Origin of the sequence: Pseudomonas koreensis, assembly GCF_024169245.1 — a bacterium.
GTDB classification, from domain to species: Bacteria; Pseudomonadota; Gammaproteobacteria; order Pseudomonadales; family Pseudomonadaceae; genus Aquipseudomonas; species Aquipseudomonas koreensis_F.
In genome coordinates, this window is record NZ_JALJWP010000001.1 from 4,897,916 (window position 1) to 4,922,149 (window position 24,234).

Below are 24,234 nucleotides of genomic sequence, written 5' to 3' on the forward strand. Positions count from 1 at the left end.
CCTGCTCGCGAAAGCGGTGTGTCAGATAAAGAAATGTTACTGATACGACGCTTTCGCGAGCAGGCTCGCTCCCACAGGGTAATGCATTGATCAGTGGTGTTGGGTGTCGCCGGCGGCGGTGTCGATGCTGACCACCACCGACATCCCCGGTCGTAGCCGTTCTGCTTCCTGCTGATCGGGATCGATGGTGATGCGCACCGGCACGCGCTGAGCGATCTTGACGAAGTTGCCAGTGGCATTGTCGGCCTGGAGCAAGGCAAATTCGGAGCCGGTGCCCGGCGAAATATGCTGCACGTGGCCGGTGAATCTGCGGTGGTTCAAGGCGTCGACGGTGAAGCGCACCGGTTGCCCGACACGCACATTGGCCATTTGGGTTTCCTTCATGTTGGCGATCACCCATTTCTGATCCGGCACCAACGCCATCAACTGCGCGCCGGAGTTGACGTAGGCGCCGAGGCGCACGCCGATCTGCCCGAGCTGGCCGTCGCGCGGGGCGACAATCCGCGTGTTCGACAGATCGATCCGTGCCAGTTGCACCGCCGCTTCGGCGCTGGCCACCGCAGCTTCCAGCGAGCCGCGATTGACGATCACCGTTTGCAAGTCCTGCCGGGCGATTTCCAGATTGGCCTTGGCCTGCGCCACTGCCGCCGTGCTCTGCGCATTGGCGGCGAGAGTCACGTCGAACTCGCGTTTCGACACCGAGCCGTCGCGCACCAGTTCCTGATTGCGCCGCAGATCGGCCTCGCTCTTGCGCAACTGCGCCTGGCTGTCGGCGAGCACTGCCTGGCGCAACTTGATCGTCGCCTCGGCACTGTTGCGCTGCTGCACCACGTTGGCCAATCCAGCCTTTTGCACCGCCAGTTGCGCCAGCGACTGGTCGAGGCGCTGCTGATAAATGCGGTCGTCCAGACGCACCAGCAGATCCCCGGCCTTGACGTACTGGAAGTCCTGCACCGGCACCTCGAACACATAGCCGCTGAGCTGCGGGCCGATGATCGTCACCTGCCCGCGCACCAAGGCGTTTTCCGTAGTTTCGACGGCGCTGCTGAACGGCGGCAGTTGCCAGGCATACAACACGATCAGTACGCCAACGATGGCGATCGCGGCAAAGCCCAGCGAAGAAATGATCCGCACCCGCAGCGAACGCGGCGCGGTATTGGCTGACGACGGCGGCGCCTCACCCTCAGGCGTGGCGGCAATGGCGTTGGTGGTTGTGGTGGTCGGTTCGGTCATGAAGAAATGGCGCCGCTTGATGGTACGGAAGGCGTCGGCTCAATGGCTTTGGTGGTGCTCATCAGCCACAACGCGCGAATCGAAAGCCAGATCATGGTCAGTACGGCAATGACCGCGATCAGCATGAAGACATCGTTATAGGCCAGCACGTTCGCTTCGCGTGTCGCCGCATTGGCGAGGCTGCGGATCCCGGCCAGATTGCGCAGGCTCGGGTCGGCCAGCAAACCGCCGTAGGCCGAGCCGCCACTTTGCACGCGCGCGGCCACCAAGGGGTCGGACATCACCAGATGATCGACGATGTGGCTGGAATGGTACTTCTCGCGCACGATCTGAAAAGTGCCAAGCAACGCCGCGCCGAGCAGCCCGCCGAGGTTGTTGCAGATCCCGAACAGCACGGAAAAACTCACCAGGTTGCGCGGATTGGTCAGCACGTTGCGCGTCCCGAAGACCATGGTCGGGCCGAGAAAAAACGTACTGCCGAACGCCAGCAGGAACTGGCTGACGTAGAGATTTTGCGGGCGGGTCAGGTTGTTGGAAAAACTGTCCATCACCGAACCGGTGGCCATCAGCGCCAGCGAGATGATCAACGGCATCAGCAGGTGTTTGGGGTCGATGGTCAGCGCGCTGGTGGCAAGCCCGGCGATACTGCCGATCAGCATCACCACGTACAGACTGTGCAACTGCTCATAGCCCATGTTGAGGTTCTGCATGAAACCGACCGCGCCGGTGGATTGCTCCGAGGTGACCATGCGAATCAGGGTCACCGCCAGCGCCAGACGAATCATCGTGCCGCTGCCCAGCCAACGCGTCATCAACATGGGGTTGCTGCGATTGTGCTCAATGGCCAGGCCCATAATGATCAGCGCGATCGAACAGGCCAGCGCCACGCCGATCCAGTCGGCCTCCAGCCACCAGTCGATGCGTCCCAGCGACAGCACCGCGCACAACAAGGCCACACCGGTGGCGAGGATGGCGAAGGTCAGGAAGTCGAGTTTTTCAAAAGTCTTGAAGCGGTCACCGGGCGGCAACTTCAGCAGCAATACACAGCCGAGTGACAACAGCGCCATGCCCAATTCGAATAGGTAGAGGCCGCGCCACTCGGCGATCTGCAACAGATCCTCGGAAAACAGCCGCGCCAGCGGTAACGCCAGTTGTGACGTGCCAAGACCGAGTACCAGCGCCTTCAGCCGCCACTTCGCCGGGAACGCCTGGACCATGTAATACAACCCCAGCGAACTCAGCGCCGCGCCGACCATGCCGTGCGCGGCACGCACCGCCACTGCCGAATTCAAGTCGTTGACGAACAAATGGCCGAAGGTCACCAGCGCGTACAGCACAAGGAACACTTCAGTGAACGCGCGCAAGCCGAACTGCTGGCGAAACTTAACCAGCAGCAGGTTCATCGATACGTTGGTCATCACATACGCCGCCGGCAACCAGGCCATTTCCGCCGTAGTCGCGCCGAGCGAGCCTTGCAGATAAGGCAGGTTGGCGACCACCAGCGAATTCCCCAGCCCACCGGTCACCGCCACCAGCACACCGACCGCCGCATACGCCAGACGCTTGGGCGTGGAGTGCAATGGTGTCGACGGTGAACCGGGCAGGCTGGGCTTTTCGTGAGGTTGCCAGTTGCGCGGGGCGTATTTATCCATGGATCGGCCTGGTGCTGGGGGTGAGGGAAGTTTGCCGCATATTTCTTTGCAGCACACTTTTCCATGGACAACAAAAAACCCTGTAGGAGCTGTCGAGTGAAACGAGGCTGCGATCTTTTGATTTTTCAAAAGCAAGATCAATAGATCGCAGCGTGCCGCAGCTCCTACAAGGAGTGCGGCGTAGCACCGGCGGTGATCGTATAACTTCCAGTTGACAATCCCCGAAAATCTGGGAAATATCCGCAACGATGTTGTACGACGACGTATGACAAATAATAAAAACAACAAACGATTCAGGGAGCGTCACAGTGAGCACACTCGCCCGCAATTCCGTCCGCCCTCCACGTTTTGCCGTTACCCGCCCACGTTCGACCCTCAGCCTGCTCGGCTGCAGCAGCCTCGCCCTCGCCCTGCCAATGAGCGCCGATGCCGAAGGCTTTCTCGAAGACAGCAAAGCCACGCTGAACCTGCGCAACGCCTACTTCAACCGCAACTTCGTCAACCCGGCCTATCCCCAGGGCAAGGCTGAAGAGTGGACGCAGAACTTCATCCTCGACGCCAAGTCCGGTTTCACCCAAGGCACCGTCGGCTTCGGTCTCGACATCCTGGGTATGTACTCGCAGAAGCTCGATGGCGGCAAAGGTACCGGCGGCACACAGCTGTTGCCGATCCACGATGACGGGCGCCCGGCGGACAACTTCGGCCGGCTCGGCGTGGCGTTGAAAGCCAAGGTGTCGAAAACTGAATTGAAGGTCGGTGAATGGATGCCGGTGCTGCCGATCCTGCGCTCCGACGATGGCCGCTCCCTGCCGCAGACCTTTCGCGGCGGCCAGATCACCTCCACCGAAATCAACGGCCTGACCGTGTACGGCGGCCAGTTCCGCGGCAACAGCCCGCGCAACGACGCGAGCATGGAAGACATGTCGATGAACGGCCGCGGTGCGTTCACCTCTGATCGCTTCAACTTCGGTGGCGGCGAATACACCTTCAACGAGAAGCGCACGATGGTCGGCGTGTGGTACGCCGAACTCACCGATATCTATCAGCAGCAGTATTTCAACCTCAGCCACAGCCAGCCGATGGGCGACTGGACCCTTGGCGCCAACCTCGGTTTCTTCACCGGCAAGGAAGACGGCAGCGCCCAGGCCGGCGATCTCGACAACAAGACCGCGTTCGCCCTGCTCTCGGCCAAGTACGGCGGCCACACTTTCTACGTCGGCCTGCAGAAACTCACCGGCGACGATGCCTGGATGCGCGTCAACGGCACCAGTGGTGGCACCCTGGCCAACGACAGTTACAACGCCAGTTATGACAACGCCAAAGAGCGCTCCTGGCAGCTGCGTCACGACTACAACTTCGTTGCGCTGGGCGTGCCTGGTCTGACCCTGATGAACCGCTACATCAGCGGCGATAACGTGCACACCGCCACCACCAATGACGGCAAGGAATGGGGCCGCGAATCGGAACTGGCCTACACCGTGCAGAGCGGCCCGCTGAAGAATCTCAACGTGAAATGGCGCAATGCGACCATCCGCCGGGACTTCAGCACCAACGAATTTGACGAGAACCGGATCTTTATCAGCTATCCGATTTCGTTGTTGTAAAGCCAGTCTCCACACCGATATTCCCTGTGGGAGCGAGCTTGCTCGCGAATGCGTCGGGTCAGTCAATTCATCTTTCAATGACACACCGCTTTCGCGAGCAAGCTCGCTCCCACAGGGGAGTTGCATTGCCAAACAGGCATTTGTGGTTATTGAAGACTGGACTGGGCCTTCCGTCATCTACACCAAAAGTCGCGTTGACAAGATCCGGAAACCCTACCGATACTTCAGCGCAGTCATACGACAACCTACAACAAACCTAATAACAATGTGTCCAGGGATTGCCATGACGTCTACTTCTACCCCCCGCGTGCCTTTCAATCGCCTGCTGCTGACCGGTGCCGCCGGAGGCCTGGGCAAAGTGCTGCGCGAACGCCTGCGCCCTTACGCCAACGTGCTGCGCCTGTCCGACATCGCCGCCCTCGCCCCGGCCGTCGATGAACACGAAGAAGTCGTGCTCTGCGACCTCGCCGATAAACAAGCCGTGCATCAACTGGTCGAAGGCGTCGATGCGATCCTGCATTTCGGCGGCGTTTCGGTCGAGCGGCCGTTCGAAGAAATTCTCGGCGCCAACATCTGCGGTGTTTTTCACATTTACGAAGCGGCGCGCAAGCACGGCGTGAAGCGGGTGATCTTTGCCAGTTCGAACCACGTGATCGGCTTCTACAAGCAGGACGAAAAACTCGACGCCACCTCCCCGCGCCGTCCTGACGGTTACTACGGCCTCTCCAAGTCCTACGGCGAAGACATGGCCAGTTTCTACTTCGACCGCTACGGCATCGAAACCGTCAGCATCCGCATCGGCTCCTCATTCCCCGAGCCGCAGAACCGCCGGATGATGCACACCTGGCTGAGCTTCGACGACCTCACGCAACTGCTCGAACGCTCGCTGTACACGCCGAACGTCGGTCACACCGTGGTCTACGGCATGTCCGCCAACAAAGACGTCTGGTGGGACAACCGCTACGCCAGCCATCTCGGTTTCGAAGCCAAGGACACCTCCGAAATATTCCGCGACAAGGTCGAAGCGCAGCCAATGCCGGCCGACGATGATCCGGCGCGGATCTATCAGGGCGGCGCCTTCGTCGCAGCAGGCCCGTTCGGCGACTGATCGCTCGACTTGATCCCCCTCCAATAAAAACCAAGGGAATGAGTATGCAAGCCGAATTGATCGTCGACGCCCGCAACGCGGTCGGTGAAAGCCCGGTCTGGGTGGCGCAGGAAAACGCGCTGTACTGGGTGGATATTCCCAACGGCGGGCTGCAACGCTGGAGTGCCGACACTGGCCATGTTGCCTCGTGGACAACCCCGGAAATGCTCGCCTGCATCACCCGCCACCGCAGCGGTGGCTGGGTGGCCGGTATGGAAAGCGGTTTCTTTCGCCTGCACCCACACAGCGACGGCAGCCTCGACAGCGAATTGCTCGCCACCGTCGAGCACAGCCGCCCGGACATGCGCCTCAACGACGGTCGCTGCGACCGCCAAGGGCGTTTCTGGGCCGGCAGCATGGTGTTGAACATGGGCCTGAATGCGCCTGAAGGCCGGCTCTATCGCTTCGGCGCCGGGCAGTCCGGCGTGGTCGAAGCGCAGCTGGACGGCTTCATCGTGCCCAACGGCCTCGGTTTCAGCCCTGACGGCAAAACCATGTACCTGTCGGATTCGCACCCCAACGTGCAACTGATCTGGGCGTTCGATTACGACACCGAGACCGGTACGCCGTCGAATCGCCGAATCTTCGTCGACATGAATCACTTCCCCGGCCGCCCCGACGGCGCCGCCGTGGATGCCGAAGGTTGCTACTGGATCTGTGCCAACGACGCCGGCCTGATTCACCGTTTCGCCCCGGACGGTCGCCTCGATTTCTCGCTGGAAGTACCGGTGAAAAAACCGACCATGTGCGCTTTCGGCGGCAGCAACCTGGACACCTTGTTCGTCGCCTCGATTCGCCCCGGCGATGACCTCGACCCGCAATCCCTGGCCGGCGGCTTATTCGCTTTGAAGCCGGGCGTCAAAGGCCTCGCCGAACCTGAATTCAACGATTTGCTTTAGCCCCTCTGCTGCACCGCTGCGCCTTGAACAAAAAAATAACAAGACTGGAGACTCACCCCCATGAACTTCAAACGCACCTTGCTCGCCGCTGCACTTCCGCTGATGTTCACCTTCGCCGGTGCCGCTCAGGCAGAAATCAAACTCAAATTCGCTGACATCCACCCCGCCGGTTATCCAACCGTGGTGGCCGAAGAAAACATGGGCAAGACCCTGACCAAGGAAACCAACGGCGAACTGACCTTCCAATATTTCCCGGGCGGTGTGCTGGGTTCGGAAAAGGAAGTCATCGAGCAGATGCAGGTCGGCGCGGTGCAGCTGTCGCGCGTCAGCCTGGGTATCGTCGGCCCCGTGGTGCCGGACGTGAACGTGTTCAACATGCCGTTCATTTTCCGCGACCATCAGCACATGCGTAACGTCATCGATGGCGCGGTGGGCGATGAGATTCTCGACAAGATCACCAACTCCGAATTCGGCCTGGTAGCGCTGGCGTGGATGGACGGCGGCACGCGCAACATCTACACCAAGAAACCGGTGCGCAAGCTCGAAGACCTCAAGGGCATGAAGATCCGCGTGCAAGGCAACCCGATGTTCATCGACATGATGAATGCCATGGGCGGTAACGGCATCGCCATGGATACCGGCGAGATCTTCAGCGCCCTGCAGACCGGCGTGATCGACGGCGCGGAAAACAACCCGCCGACCCTGCTCGAACACAACCACTTCCAGAACGCCAAGTTCTACAGCCTGACCGGTCACCTGATCCTGCCAGAGCCGATCGTGATGTCGAAAATCACCTGGGAGAAACTCACTCCGGATCAACAGGAACTGGTGAAGAAAGCCGCCAAGGCTGCTCAGGCTGAAGAACGCGTGCTGTGGGACAAGAAGTCCGCTGCCAGTGAAGAAAAACTCAAGGCCGCCGGCGTCGAGTTCATCGAAGTCGACAAGAAACCCTTCTACGACGCCACCGCTTCGGTACGGGAAAAGTACGGCGCGAAGTACGCCGACCTGATCAAGAAAATCGAAGCCGTTCAGTAACGCCTCCCGCTCCGTACTCATGAACTAGGCCCGGCGTGCCTGATGAATCAGGCGCGCCCGGTTACGGTGGAACCCGATGAAGAATCTGCTGCTACGTATCAACGACAAGATCTACATGACATGCATCTGGGTCGCCGGCCTTTCCGTCCTGGCGATTTCCCTGATGATTCCCTGGGGCGTATTCGCCCGCTACGTACTTGGCACCGGCTCCAGCTGGCCAGAGCCGACGGCGATCCTGCTGATGATGGTGTTCACCTTCATCGGCGCCGCCGCCAGCTACCGCGCCGGCGCGCACATGGCCGTGGCCATGCTCACCGATCGCATGTCACCGCAGCTGAGATCAGCGGCGGCGATTTTTTCGCAACTGCTGATGGCGGCGATCTGCATCTTCATGACCATCTGGGGCGCCAAGCTGTGCATGTCGACATGGAACCAGTTCATGGCCGCCCTGCCCGATCTGCGCGTTGGCGTGACCTACCTGCCGATTCCGGTGGGCGGCTTGCTGACGCTGATTTTTGTCCTGGAAAAACTCTTGCTCGGTGACCAGAGCAAACGGCGGGTCGTGCAGTTCGACCTGGTGGAAGAAAGTGAAGGTGCCGCTTAATGGACGCTCTGATACTGCTGGGCAGTTTTATCGCTTTGATCCTGATCGGCATGCCGGTCGCCTACGCGCTGGGCGCCGCCGCGCTGATCGGCGCATGGTGGATCGACATTCCGTTCCAGGCGGTGATGATCCAGGTCGCCTCGGGCGTGAACAAATTCTCGCTGCTGGCCATTCCGTTCTTTGTGCTCGCCGGTGCGATCATGGCCGAGGGCGGCATGTCCCGGCGATTGGTGGCGTGTGCCGGCGTGCTGGTGGGTTTCGTGCGCGGTGGCCTGTCACTGGTCAACATCGTCGCTTCGACCTTCTTCGGCGCGATCTCCGGCTCGTCGGTAGCGGACACCGCCTCGGTGGGTTCGGTGCTGATTCCGGAAATGGAACGCAAGGGCTATCCACGGGACTTCTCCACCGCCGTCACCGTCAGCGGTTCGGTGCAGGCCCTGCTGACCCCGCCAAGCCATAACTCGGTGCTCTACTCGCTGGCCGCCGGTGGTACGGTCTCGATTGCCTCGCTGTTCATGGCCGGCATCGTTCCGGGCCTGCTGATGAGCGCCTGCCTGATGGTGCTGTGTCTGATCTTCGCGAAAAAGCGCAACTACCCGAAGGGCGAAGTCATCCCGATGCGCCAGGCGCTGAAAATCGTCGGCGAAGCCCTCTGGGGACTGATGGCGATGGTGATCATCCTCGGCGGCATCCTCTCGGGGATTTTCACCGCGACGGAATCGGCGGCGATCGCAGTGCTGTGGTCGTTTTTCGTGACCATGTTCATCTATCGCGACTACAAGTGGCGTGAACTGCCCAAGCTGATGCACCGCACCGTGCGGACGATCTCGATTGTGATGATTCTGATCGGCTTCGCCGCGAGCTTCGGCTACATCATGACGCTGATGCAGATCCCGGCGAAGATCACCACGATGTTCCTGACGCTGTCGGACAACCGTTACGTGATCCTGATGTGCATCAACGTCATGTTGCTGCTGTTGGGCACGGTGATGGACATGGCGCCGCTGATCCTGATCCTCACGCCGATCCTGATGCCGGTGATTCTCGGTATCGGTGTCGATCCGGTGCAGTTCGGCATGATCATGCTGGTCAACCTGGGGATCGGATTGATAACACCGCCGGTGGGCGCCGTGCTCTTCGTGGGCTCGGCGGTGGGCAAGGTCAGTATCGAAAGCACCGTGAAAGCCCTGCTGCCGTTCTATGCAGTGCTGTTCCTGGTGCTGATGCTGGTCACCTATATTCCGGCTCTGTCGCTGTGGCTGCCGCACCTGGTGTTGTAACCCGCTAAAAAATCGCAGCTCCTACAGGAATCGCATTCCCCCTGTAGGAGCTGTCGGGTGCAACGAGGCTGCGATCTTTTGATCCTCAAGCCCGCAACAACATGTACCCCGCCACCACCAGACACACACTGGCAAACCCCACCTGCAACGCCCGCGCCGGCACCTGCGCGCAAACCCTGCGGCCGATGATCATGCCGACGATGCTCGCGACAATGAACGCCGCGCCCTGGCTATCGATGCGTACGCCCGCATGAAACGAACCGATCACCCCGATCACTGAAATCAGACTGATCACCATCAACGACGTCGCAACAATGCCGCGCATCTGCACATCGGTCAGCTGCTTGAACGCCGGCACAATCAGGAACCCGCCTCCGACGCCGAGCAACCCGGAGACCACACCGGTAATCGCCCCCAGTGCGGCCAGGGTGGCGGTGCATTTGGCGGTCCAGTCGAAGCGCCCGGTCTGCTCGTTGAGCATGCAATTCTTCTGGCCCCAACTGGCGTGCCCGTGATCGCTCGGCCCGGCTGGCTGACGCTCCTTTCTGAACATTCGCCAGGCGACCAAGACCATCAGCAGGCTGAACAGAATCATCAGAATCTTTTCCGGCAACTGATGCGCGAAGTAGATCCCCAGCGGCGAAAATACCGCGCCCAATGCTGCGATCAACAGCGCAGCGCGATAACGCACCAGGCCATGGCGCAAACCATCGATAGCCCCGACCGCTGCCGCGCTGCCGACCGCAAACAAGGCCACCGGCGCCGCTTGCGTCATCGTCCAGCCGAGCCCCAGCACCAGCGCCGGTACCGCAAGAATCCCGCCGCCCGCGCCGGTCAGGCCGAGCACCAACCCCATCACCACGCCAAACAGACTTGCCAGCAACATAGGGTTTTCTCAGTCGACCTTGGACAGACGCGTCAGCCACTCGCGGCCCTTGAGCATGCCGTGCCAGTAGAACCACGGCAGCAGCGTCGCTTTCAGCCACCACGCCGACCGCCGCGGCACGGTCGGGTCGAGCGGGAAGGTCGGCAGCAGTTTGCCGCCATAGCCGAACTCGGCAAGGATCACCTTGCCCTTCTCCACCGTCAGCGGGCACGAGCCGTAGCCGTCGTACTTCAGCGGCAGCGGCTGTTGTTTGCGCGCGGCCAGGAGGTTTTGCGCAACGACGACAATCTGCTTGCGCACCGCCGCTGCAGTTTTCGCGTTGCTGGTGCCGCATATATCGCCCAGTGCAAACACTTCGGGAAAACGCGGGTGCTGCAGGCTGTGCGGATCGACTTCGCACCAGCCGGCGGCGTCGGCCAGCGGACTTTCTGCGATGAAATCCGGCGAGACTTGCGGCGGAACGACGTGGAGCAGATCGAAGGTTTTCGCTAGGAGGCTGACGTTGCCATCGGCGTCTTTGACCTCAAACCACGCGGTTTTCGCTGGGCCGTCGACTTTGACCAGATTCGAATTGAAGGCCAGTTGCGCGTCGTACTGTTCGATGTATTTCATCAACGGTGGCACGAAGGTCGCCACGCCAAACAGCGCAGCGCCGGCCAGATTGAATTCAACGTTGATGTTGTGCAGCACGGCGGTTTTGCGCCAGTGGTCGCAGGACAGATACAGGGCTTTTTGCGGCGCGCCGGCACATTTGATCGGCATCGCCGGCTGGGTGAACAGCGCCTGGCCATCGCGCAGTTTCTGCACTTGATCCCAAGTGTACTGGGCGTGTTGATAGCTGTAGTTGGAGGTGACACCGTGCTGGCCGAGGCTTTCCCGCAAACCTTCGATTTTCTCCCAGGCCAGGCGCAGGCCGGGGCAGACGACCAGGTTCTGGTAGCTGACAGTGCGCTGGTCGTCGAGGGTGAGTTGGCGGTTTTGTGGGTCGATGGCGCTTACACTGGCCTGAACCCACGTCGCCTGACGCGGCATGACTTTGCTCATCGGCCTGACGGTATCTTTCACGTCAAACGCGCCACCGCCAACCAGCGTCCACGCCGGTTGGTAGTAGTGCTGTGAACTCGGCTCGATCACGGTGACGTTGAGGTGCGGGTCACGCTTGAGCAGGCTGGCGACAAAACCGATGCCAGCCGTCCCGCCGCCGATGACCACGATGTCCGCACTGATGGATGAGCCCCAGTGTTGATCGTTCATTGCTGGTTCCTTTTACTGCACGCAAGGATTTCTCAGCCTTCACGCACCCCCCCTGTAGGAGTGAGCCTGCTCGCGAAGCGGTGTACCAGCCGACATCTTCATTGACTGTTTCACCGCTATCGCGAGCAGGCTCACTCCTACAAGGGGCGTGTGAAGGCTGACATTTATGGCTGTTCCCAGCTCTTGAGCACCGCTCCGCAATAGAGCCCCGAGAGGGTTTTCATTACCTGAATCACTTCGTGACTGGCCAGGCCGTAGAAAATGTATTTGCCTTCACGGCGGGTCGCGACCAGCCCTTCGTCACGCAAGATGCCCAGTTGCTGGGACAGCGTCGGCTGGCGCACGCCGGTCATGGTTTCCAGTTCGCCGACGTTGCGTTCACCCTGGGTCAGTTGACAGAGGATCAACAGACGATCCTCATTGGCCAAGGCTTTGAGCAAGGCGCAGGCCTTGGACGCCGAGGCGCGCAGTTGGGCGACTTCACATTCGGTCAGACTGGATTGCATTTGCACGAGGCCTTGAAGGTCACTTAAGCTGCGAACATTATGTTTTTACATAAAGTGTTGCAACTCTGAATTCCCCAGCACAGGTTTTAGCCATGCCCGCCCTGATTGAAGCGTTCCTCGACCCCGCCTCCTCGACCTACAGCTACGTGGTCTATGAAGCCGACGGCGGCGAGTGCGCGATCGTCGACCCGGTGCTCGATTATGATGGCGCCGCCGGGCGCACCGGCACCGTGCAGGCGGACAAGATCATCGCCTTCGTCCGTGCGCATCGCTTGCAAGTGCAATGGCTGCTGGAAACCCACGCCCACGCCGATCACCTCTCCGCAGCGCCATATCTGCGCCGTGAACTGGGCGGCAAGATCGCCATCGGCGAATCAATCAGCAAAGTGCAGAACGTGTTCAAGGCCCTGTTCAATCTGGAGCCGGAATTTCGCGTCGACGGCTCGCAGTTCGATCACCTGTTCGCGCCGAACGAGTCATTCATGATCGGCAATCTCAAAGCCACCGCCCTGCACGTTCCCGGCCATACGCCGGCGGACATGGCCTACCTGGTCGACGGCGAACAGATCCTGGTCGGCGACACGCTGTTCATGCCGGATGTAGGCACGGCGCGCTGCGATTTCCCGGGGGGCAATGCACAGCAACTGTTCAGATCGATCCAGAAGCTGCTGGCCTTCCCGGCCAGTGTGAAGCTTTACGTCTGCCACGATTACCCGCCCGAAGGGCGTGCCCCACAGTGCCAGACCACTGTCGGCGAACAGCGCAAAAGCAATATTCATGTGCATGACGGGATTGATGAGGCCGCGTTCGTCGACATGCGTACTCAGCGTGACGCAGGATTGGGCATGCCGACGTTGTTGCTGCCGGCGATTCAGGTGAACGTGCGGGCGGGGAATATGCCGTCGGCGGAAGACAATGGTGTGGTTTATCTGAAGATTCCGCTGGATTCCCTATAGGAAAAATCGCTAGATCCGTCACCAGATTATTTTTCCTACGAACGCTGGCGACAATGATGAACTGGTGAAAATCCTCGCAGCGATCAGACTCCATCAGGCAAACATTCAATGGAGTTTTCGCAATATGGATATTCGTCGTAATCACCGTGACCTGACCACGCAACAAAAATCGGCATTCATCGATGCCATCCTGCTACTCAAAAACAATGTCGATAGCGTACTCCGGCCCGGAGAGCAAAGCCGCTACGATGACTTTGTCCAGATTCACAAGAATTCGATGGGACGAGGCAACCCGCTGACGCCTAACCCGCATCGCAGTCCCTTGTTCTATCCATGGCACCGAATCCTGATCCGCCAATTTGAACTTGCCCTGCAATCCGCTGCCAACAACGCGACCATCACGCTCCCCTACTGGAACTGGCAACTGACCGGCGCCGACAATCCGTTCACCTCGGACTTTATGGGCTCGAACGGAGATAACCTGCAAGACCAACGCGTCACCAGTGGCCCGTTCTCCAGGGAGCACTCGCAATTCGAAGTCCGGGTATGGGATGAGGGCATTGGAAACGCGGGCGTTCGGCGAAATTTCGCGGCGCAAGGCACGTTGCCCACAGCCGAGACCGTCATATCCGCATTGAACAGAACGCCTTACTGGCTGGCCGAAAGTGGCTGGGAGAATGTTTCGGAAGTCGAATTGCACAATCCGGTACACGCATGGATCGGAGGGAACATGGCGGAAGCAGCCTCACCCAATGATCCGATATTTTTCCTGCATCACTGCTATCTCGATCTGCTATGGGAGCGCTGGAAGCACCAACACGCCGGTACCCCGGGTTTCACCGATGTGGCCGGCTCGCCGGATGCAACCGAAACCGTTCTGGTTTTTCATCCCGACAGTGAACCGGCACCCTGGCCGCAAACCTATACCGTGCAACAAACGCTTTACACTGGTGAACTGGATTACCGCTACGACAACATCTGACGCTTAGCTACTCAGAGTCAGTCCATTCGCAGGCAACGGCAACGCGGTCTTGTAGCGCACCTGCTTGAGCGCAAAGCTTGAGCGAATGTTCGCCACTCCCGGCACTTTGGTCAGAAAATCCATCATGAAGCGTTCCAGCGACTGGATGCTCGGCACCAGCACCCGGATCAGGTAGTCCGGGTCACCGGCCATCAAATAGCATTCCATCACCTCGGGGCGATCGGAGATCGCTTCCTCGAAATGCTGCAGCGCTTCCTCCACCTGCTTCTCCAGGCTCACGTGAATGAACACGTTCACGTGCAGCCCCAGCAGGTCGGCATCCAACAGCGTGACCTGCTCGCGAATCAGGCCCAGTTCTTCCATCGCCTTGACCCGGTTAAAGCATGGCGTTGGCGACAGATTTACCGAGCGGGCAAGGTCGGCGTTGGTGATGCGGGCGTTCTCCTGAAGGCTGTTGAGAATGCCGATGTCGGTACGGTCCAGTTTGCGCATGAGACAAAACCACCTGTTTTTTATGTTTATGCAGAATTTCTATCTGCAAATGGTCGCCAGCGCAACGAAACACAGAGAAATATTCTTCTTGGCCGCGCCTATGATTGTTGTAGGACAAGATTTCCTCTACCCAGGAATGACTGCCAGCTCACTACAAGAAATTCACAAGATCGAGCGTAGAAGCCATGACCCAAGCGTATGAACCGCTGCGCCTGCACGTCCCTGAACCCTCGGGCCGTCCCGGCTGTAAAACCGACTTTTCCTACCTGCATCTGACCGATGCCGGTACGGTGCGCAAACCTCCTGTCGATGTCGAACCGGCCGACACCGCCGACCTGGCCCGTGGCCTGATTCGCGTGCTCGACGATCAGGGCAACGCCCTCGGCCCGTGGGCTGAAAACGTGCCGGTAGAAATCCTGCGCAAAGGCATGCGCGCGATGCTCAAGACGCGAATCTACGACAACCGCATGGTGGTCGCGCAGCGGCAGAAAAAGATGTCGTTCTACATGCAGAGCCTCGGGGAAGAAGCCATCGGCAGCGCCCAGGCTTTGGCGCTTAACATCGACGACATGTGCTTCCCGACCTACCGCCAGCAAAGCATCCTGATGGCTCGCGACGTTCCGCTGGTCGACTTGATCTGCCAGTTGCTGTCCAACGAGCGCGATCCGCTCAAGGGCCGCCAGTTGCCGATCATGTATTCGGTCAAGGACGCCGGGTTCTTCACCATTTCCGGCAACCTCGCCACCCAGTTCATTCAGGGCGTGGGCTGGGGCATGGCCTCGGCGATCAAGGGCGACACCAAAATCGCCTCGGCGTGGATCGGTGACGGCGCCACCGCCGAATCGGACTTCCACACCGCCCTCACCTTCGCCCACGTTTATCGCGCGCCGGTGATCCTCAATGTGGTCAACAACCAGTGGGCGATTTCCACGTTTCAGGCCATCGCTGGCGGTGAAGCCACCACCTTCGCCGGACGCGGCGTCGGTTGCGGCATTGCCTCGCTGCGCGTCGATGGCAACGACTTCTATGCGGTCTATGCCGCTTCCGCCTGGGCGGCCGAACGCGCCCGGCGCAACCTCGGCCCGACCATGATCGAATGGGTCACCTACCGCGCCGGCCCGCACTCGACCTCCGACGATCCATCGAAATACCGCCCTGCCGATGACTGGAGCCACTTCCCCCTCGGCGATCCGATCGCGCGTCTCAAACAGCACCTGATCAAGGCCGGCCACTGGTCGGAGGAAGAGCACGCCGCCGTGAGCGCCGAACTCGAAGCCGAAGTGATTGCCGCGCAGAAACAGGCCGAACAGTACGGCACCCTCGCCGGCGGCCAGATCCCGAGCGCCGCGACCATGTTCGAAGACGTCTACAAAGAGATGCCGGAGCACTTGAAGCGCCAGCGTCAGCAGTTGGGGATCTGACATGAACGATCACAACAACAATATTCAGTTGGAAACCGCCATGACCACGACCACCATGACCATGATCCAGGCCCTGCGCTCGGCCATGGATGTGATGCTTGAGCGCGATGACAACGTCGTCGTCTTCGGTCAGGACGTCGGCTACTTCGGCGGCGTGTTCCGTTGCACCGAAGGCCTGCAGACCAAATACGGCACTTCGCGCGTGTTCGATGCGCCGATCTCGGAAAGCGGCATCGTCGGCGTGGCCGTCGGCATGGGCGCCTACGGCCTGCGCCCGGTCGCCGAGATTCAGTTCGCCGACTACGTCTACCCGGCTTCCGACCAGATCATTTCCGAAGCGGCGCGCCTGCGTTATCGCTCGGCCGGCGAGTTCACCGCACCGATGACCCTGCGCATGCCTTGCGGCGGCGGCATCTACGGCGGCCAGACCCACAGCCAGAGCATCGAGGCGATGTTCACTCAGGTCTGCGGCCTGCGCACGGTCATGCCATCCAATCCGTACGACGCCAAAGGCCTGTTGATCGCCTCCATCGAAAACGATGACCCGGTGATCTTCCTTGAGCCAAAACGCCTGTACAACGGCCCGTTCGACGGCCACCACGACCGCCCGGTAACGCCGTGGTCGAAACACCCGCAAGCCCAGGTGCCAGACGGTTACTACACCGTGCCGCTGGACGTTGCCGCGATCACTCGTCCGGGCAAGGATGTGACGGTGCTGACCTATGGCACCACCGTTTATGTCTCGCAAGTCGCGGCCGAAGAATCCGGCGTCGATGCCGAGGTCATCGACCTGCGCAGCCTGTGGCCGCTGGATCTGGAAACCATCGTCAAGTCGGTGAAGAAAACCGGTCGCTGCGTGGTGGTTCACGAAGCCACGCGCACCTGCGGTTTCGGCGCCGAGCTGGTGTCGCTGGTGCAAGAGCATTGCTTCCATCACCTGGAAGCGCCGATCGAACGCGTCACTGGTTGGGACACGCCCTACCCGCACGCGCAAGAGTGGGCGTATTTCCCAGGGCCGTCCCGCGTGGGCGCGGCGTTGAAACGGGTCATGGAGGTCTGAATGGGCACGCACGTTATCAAGATGCCGGACATCGGCGAAGGCATCGCAGAAGTAGAACTGTCGCAATGGCACGTCAAGGTCGGCGACCTGGTGGTTGAAGATCAGGTGCTGGCGGACGTGATGACCGACAAGGCGATGGTCGATATTCCTTCGCCGGTGCATGGGAAAGTGATTGCGCTCGGTGGTCAGCCGGGCGAAGTGATGGCGGTTGGCAGTGTGCTGATCAGCATCGAAGTCGAAGGTGCTGGCAACCTTAAAGAGTCCGCCGTGCCAGTTGTCACCAAAGAGCCTGTTGCGCCGAAAGTTGAAGCCGTTGTTGAGAGCACACCTGCTGCAGCCGCGCCGCGCCCCGCTCCTGCTTGCCAAGGCCCGATGGTTGCTCGCGAAGCAGACGAACGCCCCCTCGCCTCGCCGGCCGTGCGCAAACACGCGCTGGATCTGGGTATTCAATTGCGTCTGGTGCGCGGCACAGGACCGGCCGGTCGTGTGCTGCACGAAGACCTTGAAGCTTATCTGGCGCATGGTCAGTCGAACGCTTCGGCACCCGTTGCCGCCGCGTACGCTCAACGTAATGACGAAGAACAGATTCAAGTCATAGGCATGCGCCGCAAGATTGCTCAGCGCATGCAGGACGCCACGCAACGTGCCGCGCATTTCAGCTACGTCGAGGAAATCGACGTTACTGCGATCGAAGAACTGCGTACGCATCTGAATGAAAAGCACGGCGCCAGCCGTGGCAAGTTGACCTTGCTGCCGTTCCTCGTCCGCGCGCTGGTCGTCGCTCTGCGCGACTTCCCGCAGATGAACGCCCGTTATGACGACGAAGCCCAGGTCATCACTCGCCTCGGCGCGGTGCATGTCGGTGTCGCCACGCAAAGCGATGTCGGCCTGATGGTGCCCGTAGTGCGTCACGCCGAAGCACGTAGTTTGTGGGACAGCGCCGCAGAAATTTCGCGCCTGGCCAACGCCGCGCGCAACGGCAAGGCCAGTCGCGATGAGCTGTCCGGCTCGACCATCACCCTGACCAGCCTCGGCGCATTGGGCGGCATCGTCAGCACGCCGGTGCTGAATTTGCCGGAAGTGGCCATTGTCGGCGTGAACAAAATCGTCGAGCGGCCGATGGTGGTCAAAGGCCAAGTGGTGATCCGCAAGATGATGAACCTCTCCAGCTCGTTCGATCATCGCGTGATCGATGGCATGGACGCGGCACTCTTCATCCAGGCCATCCGTGGCTTGCTCGAACAACCTGCCACTCTGTTTGTGGAGTAATGGAATGCAAGCTTTGAACACTACGCTGCTGATTATCGGCGGCGGCCCTGGTGGTTACGTCACGGCGATCCGCGCCGGGCAACTGGGCATTCCGACCATTCTGGTGGAGGGCCAATCGTTGGGCGGGACCTGCCTGAACATTGGCTGCATTCCGTCGAAGGCGCTGATTCATGTGGCGGAGCAGTTTCACCAGACGCAGCATCACAGCCAGCATTCAGCGTTGGGCATCAATGTTTCCGCGCCGACCCTCGACATCAGCAGAAGCGTCGAGTGGAAGGACGGTATCGTTGATCGCCTGACTACTGGCGTCGCTGCGTTGCTGAAGAAGAACAAGGTTCAGGTCATCAACGGCTGGGCGAAAATCATCGACGGCAAAACCGTGGAAGTCGGCGATACGCGCATCCAGTGTGAGCATCTGGTGCTGGCCACCGGTTCGACCAGCGTCAACCTGCCGATCCTGCCGATTGGCGGGCCGATCATCTCCTCCACCGAAGCGCTGGCGCCGACATCCGTGCCGAAACGCCTGATCGTGGTCGGCGGCGGTTACATCGGTCTGGAGCTGGGCATCGCTTATCGCAAGCTCGGCGCCGAGGTCAGCGTAGTCGAAGCACAGGACCGCATCCTGCCGGCCTATGACGCGGAACTTACGCAACCGGTGCACGACGCCTTGAAGCAGCTCGGCGTGAAGTTGTACCTCAAGCACAGCGTGCTGGGTTTCGACGGTAGGTTGCAGGTGCGTGATCCTGAAGGCGAAACCTTGAATCTGGAAACCGATCAGGTGCTGGTCGCGGTCGGTCGCAAACCCAACACCCAAGGCTTCAATCTCGAAGCGCTGAATCTGGACATGAACGGTTCGGCGATCAAGATCGACAGCCGCTGCCAGACCAGCATGCGCAACGTCTACGCGATCGGCGACCTGAGTGGCGAACCGATGCTCGCCCATCGCGCCATGGCCCAGGGCGAGATGGTTGCCGAGCTGATCAGTGGCAAGAGCCGAGAATTCAACCCGACCGCCATCGCCGCCGTGTGCTTTACCGACCCGGAACTGGTGGTGGTCGGCAAGACCCCCGACGAGGCCACGGCGGCCGGGCTGGACTGCATTGTTTCCAGCTTCCCGTTCGCTGCCAATGGCCGGGCGATGACCCTGGAATCGAAAAGCGGCTTCGTGCGCGTGGTTGCGCGTCGTGACAATCATGTGATTGTCGGCTGGCAAGCGGTGGGCGTTGGCGTGTCGGAATTGTCGACGGCATTTGCGCAAAGCGTGGAAATGGGCGCGCGGCTGGAAGACATCGGCGGCACCATCCATGCGCACCCGACCTTGGGCGAAGCGGTGCAGGAAGCGGCGTTGCGTGCCCTTGGGCATGCGCTGCACCTTTGAAAATTGATCGTTCCCACGCTCCGCGTGGGAATGCAGCCGGGGACGCTCTGCGTCCCAAAAGCCGAACGCGGAGCGTCCGATGAGGCATTCCCACGCAGAGCGTAGGAACGATCGATGCGCTCCCCTGTGGGAGCGAGCCTGCTCGCGAATTCCTGAGGGCAACACGATTTATCTGTGTGCCATCCGATAGTCCGGGCTGCGAAACCGCTCAAGAATGAAGTATTGTTGTGCCCATCCAAAAAAACGTCAGAAGCCTTGAACCGTTTCGGCGGTTGTTCAGTGATAGAGGGTGTCATGGGTAACGAAAGCATCAATTGGGACAAGCTGGGTTTTGACTACATCAAGACCGACAAACGCTATCTGTCGTACTTTCGCGATGGCGAGTGGGACAAAGGCACCCTGACCGAAGATAACGTCCTGCACATCAGCGAAGGCTCCACGGCCCTTCACTATGGCCAGCAGTGCTTCGAAGGCATGAAGGCCTATCGCTGCAAGGACGGTTCGATCAACCTGTTCCGTCCGGACCAGAACGCCCTGCGCATGCAACGCAGCTGCGCGCGTCTGCTGATGCCGACGGTCGACACCGAGCAGTTCATCGAAGCCTGCAAAGCCGTGGTTCGCGCCAACGAGCGTTTCATCCCGCCGTACGGCACCGGCGGCGCGCTGTACCTGCGCCCGTTCGTGATCGGCGTGGGTGACAACATCGGCGTACGCACCGCGCCCGAGTTCATTTTCTCGATTTTCTGCATCCCGGTCGGCGCCTACTTCAAGGGCGGCCTGACCCCGCACAACTTCCAGATCTCCAGCTACGACCGCGCAGCCCCACAAGGCACCGGCGCGGCCAAGGTCGGTGGCAACTACGCCGCCAGCCTGATGCCGGGCTCGAAAGCCAAGAAAGCCAACTTCGCCGATGCGATCTACCTCGATCCAATGACCCACACCAAGATCGAGGAAGTCGGTTCGGCCAACTTCTTCGGGATCACCCACGACAACAAGTTCGTCACCCCGAACTCGCCATCGGTTCTGCCAGGCATCACCCGCCTGTCGCTGATCGAACTGGCCAAATCGCGTCTGGGCCTGGAAGTGGTTGAAGGCGATGTGCTGATCGACAAACTGGCGGACTTCAAGGAAGCCGGTGCCTGCGGTACCGCTGCCGTGATCACCCCGATTGGCGGCATCAGCTACAACGATCACCTGCATGTGTTCCACAGCGAAACCGAGGTGGGCCCGGTGACTCAGAAGCTCTACAAGGAGCTGACTGGCGTGCAGACCGGCGACATCGAAGCGCCGGCGGGCTGGATCGTCAAGGTTTGATCTGACGACTGCGGATGCTCAAAAGCCCTCCACCGAGTGATTGGTGGGGGGCTTTTTTGATGGTGGTTGTTGGTTCTTTTTGTGTAAGGCTGGAGATCTTTTCCCCCTCACCCCAGCCCTCTCCCCCAAGGGGGCGAGGGGGAAAGGGAGCCGATTTTTGTGCTCTTCAAAACCCGAGTTCGACGCGAACTTTCAGGTCGGTGTAGTACGGGAGAAAACTTGGGTCGGCTCCCTCTCCCTCCGGGAGAGGGCTGGGGTGAGGGTTTGCTTTTGTTTTTTGGAGGCAATGCGCTTGCCCGTCCGATCCGAAATCCCACTCGCCTGTCCATTCTGCTGCTTGCCCATCCGCGCCTGGGTGATCAGTCCTGGGATCAACTCACCCTCCGGCAGATTCTTCCAGAACCGCACCGGCAGATGCCCTTGCATGACCTTCGGGTTCAACCGCGCCGGATTGAAGATGTGGCTGTAGTAGGTCAACCACAAATCGCCGTGCGGATCGTCGACGTTCTGCGCCAGTTGCTGCCATTCGATCGGGCACTGCCGCTCGTGAATCAATTGCTCGCCGTCGTAATACACACCGTCGCGCGGCGTGGCGATCAACCAGCGATGCTGGCCCATCCGCCCGATGAAGTGCTCGCTGGCGCTGTGCAAAATGTCATGCGCCGGTTCGTGCCACGCCACGTATTGCGGGCCGGGCAGATCCTTTGGGCGCTCGATGAATCGCACAAAGGCATGCAGATGATGGGCCTCGCGGCTGACCTGCTTGATGCGTCGCTGCAACTCACTGCCAAGCTTGTCGCCAGCCATCATCGCCGTGCGGTCGCCATGGCTGACGCGCCATAGCACTTCATACAACAGGCTCCAGCGTTGCTCGCCGCGATAGCGCGCCGCTTGTTCGAGGGTGTCGAGCAGCGCACGGGGAATACGCGCCTGAAACGGCCCCTGCCCTTCGGGCACGTGTTCATCACTGGCAAACAGATCACCCACCCCTTCCGCCGCCCAGCTCACCAGACTCGGATCGATTTCATGACTGAGCAACCAGCGTGCCTGCTGACGCCAGGTGTCGAACAGGTCATCACAATCGAGACTGATCATCCCCACAACCCCATCTGCTGCGGCATCGGCCGATCGCGCAATTGCTGATAGAGCATGTGGCTGGTGACCTCCGCCTGCTGCGGGTGATAGTCGCTGGTGATGATGAACGGCTTGGCCTTGGCCAGCACACAGCGCATCCGCGCCACGTCTTCGTAACGGATGCGGCGCTGACGGCGCAGCTCGACCAGGCGCTCGGTGGTGCGCAAGCCAATGCCGGGAATACGTGCGATCAGAGACGCGTCGGCACGGTTCAGGTCCAGCGGAAACACCTCGCGATTCTCCAGCGCCCAGGCCAATTTCGGGTCAATATCAAGCGCCAGATTGCCCGGACCTTTAAGCAATTCGTCTGCGCGGTAGCCGTAGCTGCGCAGGAGGAAATCGGCCTGATACAAACGGTGCTCGCGCATCAGCGGCGGCGCCGCGAGGGGCACGCTTTTCGGGCTGTCTGGGATCGGGCTGAACGCCGAATAATAGACCCGGCGCAGACTGAAGTTGCCATACAGCGATTGGGCGCTGTGCAGGATAGTGCTGTCATCGGTGTCATCGGCACCGACGATCAGCTGTGTACTTTGTCCGGCCGGGGCGAACTTCGCTGAGCGCGGCTCGTTCAACACGGTCTGCACACCCGTGTAGATGGTGTTCATCGCTTGCTTGATGGATGTGATGCCCTTCTCCGGCGCGAGCGTCTGCAGGCTGGCGTCCGTAGGCAATTCGATGTTGACGCTTAGACGATCAGCATAACGCCCCGCTTCCTCGATCAAGGCAGGATCGGCTTCCGGGATGGTCTTCAGATGGATATAGCCGCGAAATTCATGCTCTTCACGGAGCAACTTCGCCACCCGCACCAGTTGTTCCATGGTGTAGTCCGCCGAGCGGATGATCCCGGAGCTGAGAAACAGGCCGCTGACACAGTTGCGTCGGTAGAAATCCATGGTCAGCGTGACGACTTCTTCCGGGGTGAAGCGCGCACGCGGCACATCACTGGAACGGCGGTTGACGCAATACTGGCAATCGTAAAGGCAGAAGTTGGTCAGCAAAATCTTCAACAACGACACACAGCGCCCGTCCGGCGTGTAGCTGTGGCAAATGCCCATGCCGTCCGACGAACCGAGCCCGCTCTTGCCTTCGGAGCTGCGCTTGGGCGCACCGCTGCTGGCGCAGGAAGCGTCGTACTTGGCGGCGTCGGCGAGGATGCTGAGCTTGTCGATGATTTGCATGGGTGCGGGCTCTTTACTGTGTGCATATACAGTATAGGGTCGGACGCGCGTGCACAAGATCGGCAACGACCCCTCGTCGGCGCAAGGCATGGATCAAAAGATCGCAGCCTTCGGCAGCTCCTACAAATGGGGTAGGGTCGAGATTTATCGGGTGTACGCAACTCCGGTAGGAGCTGCCGAAGGCTGCGATCCTTTGATCTTCCCGTCTACCGGCCACTCAACACCAAACCGTGCACTGATCTCCTTGCGCCCCACCGCCGTCAACGCCAGCGCCCGACTGTCCAGATCCTGCGTCACCCATTTGCGCTTCAGCGCCGTTTCCAGCAATGCCGCACCCAGCGAGCCACCGAGATGCGGCCGACGCATGCTCCAGTCGAGGCACGGGCAGGCAAACTTGCGGCGCAGAGTCGTCAGGTCCCGCACATCGATACCCAGCCCGAGAAACAACGCCTCGCCACTGTCGCTCAGGCGATACGCCTGCTCGTCGGTTTGCACCAGCCAACCGCCTGCGATCAAGCGATCATGCAGCAACACCGCCAGGGTTCCGGCCATGTGGTCATAGCAGGTGCGGGCGAACCGCAGGCGATCCGGCGTCTGCGGCTTGAAGGTCGGCGCGGTGTTCTGGCCGATCACCATCAGCGCTTCCATTGCCTGGGCAACGCGCCGATCGGCGAGGCTGTAATAGCGATGGCGGCCCTGCACATGCAGGCGCACCAAAGCCAGCTCCTTGAGTTTGCTCAGGTGCGCGCTGGCGGTGGAGGCGCTGACGTCGGCAACGGCGGCCAGTTCGGTGCTGGTGCGGGCGTGGCCGTCCATCAACGAGCAGAGCATTTTCGTCCGCGCCGGTTCGGCGATAGCGGCGGCCACTTGCGAGACGCCGATGTCTTGCTGCTCTGCGTGCATATTTCGCTCTCGAACGAATCGTCGCCTGCAAGGAGTGGAGATAGTAG

At 60.4% G+C, this 24,234-nt stretch carries 22 protein-coding genes; 13 read left to right on the forward strand and 9 right to left on the reverse strand.

Features of this window, described 5'->3' with window-relative positions:
• Nucleotides 1-90: 90 nt before the first annotated feature.
• Together J2Y90_RS21595 and J2Y90_RS21600 are read right to left on the reverse strand one after the other, a co-directional pair.
• Nucleotides 91-1,233, reverse strand: coding sequence for an HlyD family secretion protein (locus J2Y90_RS21595; protein WP_253502994.1), 1,143 nt, complete (start codon nucleotides 1,231-1,233; stop codon nucleotides 91-93).
• Nucleotides 1,230-2,885: an MFS transporter gene (locus J2Y90_RS21600; protein WP_253502996.1), complete on the reverse strand. Its 1,656-nt coding sequence runs from the start codon at nucleotides 2,883-2,885 to the stop codon at nucleotides 1,230-1,232. Before J2Y90_RS21600 ends, J2Y90_RS21595 begins: the two co-directional genes overlap by 4 nt.
• A gap of 308 nt (nucleotides 2,886-3,193) precedes the next feature.
• Between J2Y90_RS21600 and J2Y90_RS21605 the strand changes: the two genes are divergently transcribed.
• From J2Y90_RS21605 to J2Y90_RS21630, 6 genes are all read left to right on the forward strand, one after another.
• Complete coding sequence (locus J2Y90_RS21605; protein ID WP_253502999.1) at nucleotides 3,194-4,489, forward strand: OprD family porin; 1,296 nt, start codon at nucleotides 3,194-3,196, stop codon at nucleotides 4,487-4,489.
• A gap of 283 nt (nucleotides 4,490-4,772) precedes the next feature.
• Entirely contained in the window at nucleotides 4,773-5,597 is an 825-nt protein-coding gene (locus J2Y90_RS21610) for an NAD-dependent epimerase/dehydratase family protein (RefSeq protein WP_253503002.1), read from the forward strand.
• 44 nt (nucleotides 5,598-5,641) lie between these two features.
• Complete coding sequence (locus tag J2Y90_RS21615) at nucleotides 5,642-6,535, forward strand: SMP-30/gluconolactonase/LRE family protein (RefSeq protein WP_253503005.1); 894 nt, start codon at nucleotides 5,642-5,644, stop codon at nucleotides 6,533-6,535.
• A 60-nt stretch (nucleotides 6,536-6,595) separates the two neighbouring features.
• Nucleotides 6,596-7,570, forward strand: coding sequence for a TRAP transporter substrate-binding protein (locus J2Y90_RS21620; RefSeq protein WP_039763165.1), 975 nt, complete (start codon nucleotides 6,596-6,598; stop codon nucleotides 7,568-7,570).
• A gap of 76 nt (nucleotides 7,571-7,646) precedes the next feature.
• Nucleotides 7,647-8,174: a TRAP transporter small permease gene (locus tag J2Y90_RS21625; protein WP_253503009.1), complete on the forward strand. Its 528-nt coding sequence runs from the start codon at nucleotides 7,647-7,649 to the stop codon at nucleotides 8,172-8,174.
• The gene (locus J2Y90_RS21630) at nucleotides 8,174-9,454 is read left to right on the forward strand and encodes a TRAP transporter large permease (protein ID WP_253503012.1); all 1,281 of its coding nucleotides are present in this window, start codon (nucleotides 8,174-8,176) and stop codon (nucleotides 9,452-9,454) included. Before J2Y90_RS21625 ends, J2Y90_RS21630 begins: the two co-directional genes overlap by 1 nt.
• 85 nt (nucleotides 9,455-9,539) lie before the next feature.
• Here J2Y90_RS21630 and J2Y90_RS21635 read toward each other — a convergent pair whose 3' ends face one another.
• The 3 genes from J2Y90_RS21635 to J2Y90_RS21645 form a co-directional block, all read right to left on the reverse strand.
• Nucleotides 9,540-10,340: a sulfite exporter TauE/SafE family protein gene (locus J2Y90_RS21635; protein WP_253503015.1), complete on the reverse strand. Its 801-nt coding sequence runs from the start codon at nucleotides 10,338-10,340 to the stop codon at nucleotides 9,540-9,542.
• Between the two features lie 9 nt (nucleotides 10,341-10,349).
• Complete coding sequence (locus tag J2Y90_RS21640) at nucleotides 10,350-11,594, reverse strand: NAD(P)/FAD-dependent oxidoreductase (protein WP_253503020.1); 1,245 nt, start codon at nucleotides 11,592-11,594, stop codon at nucleotides 10,350-10,352.
• Between the two features lie 164 nt (nucleotides 11,595-11,758).
• Nucleotides 11,759-12,100: an ArsR/SmtB family transcription factor gene (locus J2Y90_RS21645; protein WP_008086967.1), complete on the reverse strand. Its 342-nt coding sequence runs from the start codon at nucleotides 12,098-12,100 to the stop codon at nucleotides 11,759-11,761.
• A 92-nt stretch (nucleotides 12,101-12,192) separates the two neighbouring features.
• Between J2Y90_RS21645 and J2Y90_RS21650 the strand changes: the two genes are divergently transcribed.
• Both J2Y90_RS21650 and J2Y90_RS21655 read left to right on the forward strand, forming a co-directional pair.
• Nucleotides 12,193-13,056 (forward strand): MBL fold metallo-hydrolase, encoded by an 864-nt coding sequence (locus tag J2Y90_RS21650; protein WP_253503023.1) that lies wholly within the window; start codon nucleotides 12,193-12,195, stop codon nucleotides 13,054-13,056.
• Between the two features lie 124 nt (nucleotides 13,057-13,180).
• Nucleotides 13,181-14,038, forward strand: coding sequence for a tyrosinase family protein (locus tag J2Y90_RS21655; RefSeq protein WP_253503026.1), 858 nt, complete (start codon nucleotides 13,181-13,183; stop codon nucleotides 14,036-14,038).
• A gap of 3 nt (nucleotides 14,039-14,041) precedes the next feature.
• On the opposite strand, the gene bkdR is transcribed toward J2Y90_RS21655, so the two are convergent.
• Nucleotides 14,042-14,530 (reverse strand): Bkd operon transcriptional regulator BkdR, encoded by a 489-nt coding sequence (bkdR, locus tag J2Y90_RS21660; protein ID WP_253503030.1) that lies wholly within the window; start codon nucleotides 14,528-14,530, stop codon nucleotides 14,042-14,044.
• Between the two features lie 185 nt (nucleotides 14,531-14,715).
• On the opposite strand from bkdR, the gene J2Y90_RS21665 reads away from it, so the two are divergent.
• The 5 genes from J2Y90_RS21665 (at nucleotide 14,716) to J2Y90_RS21685 (ending at nucleotide 20,972) form a co-directional block, all read left to right on the forward strand.
• Complete coding sequence (locus J2Y90_RS21665; RefSeq protein WP_253503033.1) at nucleotides 14,716-15,951, forward strand: 3-methyl-2-oxobutanoate dehydrogenase (2-methylpropanoyl-transferring) subunit alpha; 1,236 nt, start codon at nucleotides 14,716-14,718, stop codon at nucleotides 15,949-15,951.
• A gap of 1 nt (nucleotide 15,952) precedes the next feature.
• Complete coding sequence (locus J2Y90_RS21670; RefSeq protein ID WP_003224000.1) at nucleotides 15,953-17,011, forward strand: alpha-ketoacid dehydrogenase subunit beta; 1,059 nt, start codon at nucleotides 15,953-15,955, stop codon at nucleotides 17,009-17,011.
• A complete protein-coding gene (locus J2Y90_RS21675; RefSeq protein ID WP_253503036.1) occupies nucleotides 17,012-18,280 on the forward strand; it encodes a dihydrolipoamide acetyltransferase family protein in 1,269 nt (422 codons plus the stop codon).
• A 4-nt stretch (nucleotides 18,281-18,284) separates the two neighbouring features.
• Complete coding sequence (gene lpdA / locus J2Y90_RS21680) at nucleotides 18,285-19,658, forward strand: dihydrolipoyl dehydrogenase (RefSeq protein WP_253503039.1); 1,374 nt, start codon at nucleotides 18,285-18,287, stop codon at nucleotides 19,656-19,658.
• Nucleotides 19,659-19,952: 294 nt separating this feature from the next.
• A complete protein-coding gene (locus tag J2Y90_RS21685) occupies nucleotides 19,953-20,972 on the forward strand; it encodes a branched-chain amino acid aminotransferase (RefSeq protein ID WP_041476992.1) in 1,020 nt (339 codons plus the stop codon).
• 192 nt (nucleotides 20,973-21,164) lie between these two features.
• On the opposite strand, the gene J2Y90_RS21690 is transcribed toward J2Y90_RS21685, so the two are convergent.
• The 3 genes from J2Y90_RS21690 to J2Y90_RS21700 all read right to left on the reverse strand — a co-directional run bounded on the left by J2Y90_RS21690 (nucleotide 21,165) and on the right by J2Y90_RS21700 (nucleotide 24,187).
• Entirely contained in the window at nucleotides 21,165-22,067 is a 903-nt protein-coding gene (locus J2Y90_RS21690; protein WP_253503043.1) for a TIGR03915 family putative DNA repair protein, read from the reverse strand.
• On the reverse strand, nucleotides 22,064-23,284 hold the full coding sequence (locus J2Y90_RS21695) for a putative DNA modification/repair radical SAM protein (protein WP_253503047.1): 1,221 nt from the start codon (nucleotides 23,282-23,284) through the stop codon (nucleotides 22,064-22,066). Before J2Y90_RS21695 ends, J2Y90_RS21690 begins: the two co-directional genes overlap by 4 nt.
• 144 nt (nucleotides 23,285-23,428) lie before the next feature.
• Entirely contained in the window at nucleotides 23,429-24,187 is a 759-nt protein-coding gene (locus J2Y90_RS21700) for an ArsR/SmtB family transcription factor (protein ID WP_253503050.1), read from the reverse strand.
• Nucleotides 24,188-24,234: the final 47 nt, after the last annotated feature.